Here is a 2,005-nt window from a genome sequence, read left to right as displayed (position 1 = left end):
CTTTTATTATTTAATGCTCATACTTGGAGCCTTATTTGTAATAGGCGCAGCATTTGCCTTAATTGTTATGTATGGTACGGAAGACTTTCGATTTTTAAATGTAGCTAAATGCCTTGGAGTCTTAATTATTGGTGTTTTACTTTTAGTGATTACTCTCCCAAGTCTAAAATATGTTGTGCTAAAGAAATATGATGTCGTAAGTGGGAAATGTGTCATCGAAATAGATTCATCAGGTCGTTCTCCTGAAGCGGACTTTAGAATGCTTAATACAGATGAAATGTTTACGTTCAGTGATATTCCTGCACTTGATGCTTATGGAAAGTCAATCCCTTATTATTGTAAGGTGACAGTTACAAAGGATCATATGTTTGAAATTAGTTATAAAATCTATGATGCCAAAACACGAAAGTTAATATTAACAGGCAAGTAACTTATGTTTACAGCAAAAGACCAACGAAGAAAAGCTGGAATTTGTATTGGAAATTAAAAATACCTCAAGAATTTCCCTCTCTGTTAAAAATGATTCGGAAAGTTCCCAGGCTTTTGATAATAGCAAAACAAATCCCTCCTAAAATGGCTTTATTTAGAGAAATTATTGACTTCATTATAGAAATGAAAACATTAGTTATTGAACTATCGGGGCAGGATTGTGGAAGAAGGTTTGAGTTAATTAATACAAAGGAGGAATTAAAATGAGCGAACTTAAACTGATTAATACTTATAAGAACGAGCTTAAAAATTACTCATTGGAACAGCTAAGATATATATCTGAAGAGGGGGTTTGGTCAATTGGGCAAATGTATGACCATTTAATTCTTGTTGCCCATGAATATCTAGATAATATGGAAACATGTGCTACCTTAAATGATGAGCAACCCCTTGGAAAAACGGAGTTTGGTGAGCATTTATATAAGATCGGAGGGTTTCCACTAATTAAAATTAAATTACCCGATGAACTAAATACTCCACCTAATAATTCGGATAGCATGCACGATCTTATCAGCAGAATGGATCAATTAATTCTAAGGTTGAGCCAATGGGAATCGAAAGTGGATAATATAAACCCTAATTATAAAGTAGAGCATGCAGGATTCGGCTGGCTGAATGCAAGGGAATGGTATGATTTGGTTGGTATGCATTTTCGTCATCACTTGCGCCAAAAAGATGAGTTAGAACAAAGGCTTGTTAAGTAACTGGTGCGATTATTCAATCAGAACAGTAGATTTTCTTGTCCGCTAACAGGGCATTTTGTAGAAGAAGGATATTTTCCCGTTTTAAGCGAATTAGAATTTCAAACAAACCTTACACGAATACAGGTATTAAAAATAACAAGAACATAGGAGGTATGAGATATGAAGATCAATAGAATAGATCATGTGAGTATAAACGTAAATAATCTTTCAGAGGCTAAAGCGTTTTTTCTTGATTTAGGACTTGAAGTGCAAGCGGAATGGGAATTGGATGGCGAACAGTTGGACAGAATAGTTGGGCTTAATGATGTTAAAACGGCATGTGTAGGATTGGGGATGCCAGATGGTCAGGCATGGATAGAGCTAGTCAAATTTTATTCGCCGTCAGATGAAAAAGATATTCAGCAACCTTTTGCAAATACGCTGGGTATCCGACATATTTGCTTTGCTGTTGAAGATATTGAAGCTATTGTTGCAAAATTGAAAAAGAAGGGAACGGAAATCTTTAGTGAGATACAGCAATATGAAGAAAGTTATAAGTTATGCTACGTTCGTGGTCCAGAGGGAATTATTTTAGAGTTGGCGGAGAAAATCAGATAAATATTGAATGGGATGTTAAATGATTTAGATCTCCAATGTTAAAGATTTCTTCTTAAACTATCGGGTGCATTGATCCAAGAAGGGATTGACGTTTTTTATGTGGAAGTTTTTTAATAACAGGGCAGGTGTGCGGCCGAGCCTAGGTCGTATCATATAGCGGGTGGGACTCCCGCCGAGTAAGAACTAGCCATTCGCTCGTAGCGAGTCTTGGAGGG

The 2,005-nt window shown here is 36.1% G+C and carries 3 protein-coding genes; all 3 read left to right on the top strand.

Features of this window, described 5'->3' with window-relative positions:
* Positions 1 to 430: hypothetical protein (locus tag V7266_RS30285; protein WP_335472980.1), on the top strand; the 430-nt coding region annotated here is incomplete at its 5' end.
* 262 nt (positions 431 to 692) lie between these two features.
* Positions 693 to 1,193, top strand: coding sequence for a DinB family protein (locus tag V7266_RS30280; RefSeq protein WP_335472979.1), 501 nt, complete (start codon positions 693 to 695; stop codon positions 1,191 to 1,193).
* Between the two features lie 159 nt (positions 1,194 to 1,352).
* A complete protein-coding gene (locus V7266_RS30275) occupies positions 1,353 to 1,790 on the top strand; it encodes a VOC family protein (RefSeq protein ID WP_335472978.1) in 438 nt (145 codons plus the stop codon).
* The last annotated feature ends 215 nt before the right edge of the window (positions 1,791 to 2,005 follow it).

It is taken from the genome of Neobacillus drentensis (assembly GCF_036965645.1).
Lineage (GTDB): Bacteria > Bacillota > Bacilli > Bacillales > Cytobacillaceae > Neobacillus > Neobacillus drentensis_D.
Note: the sequence above shows the minus strand (reverse complement) of the source record. Positions and strands in the feature narration are given on the sequence as shown.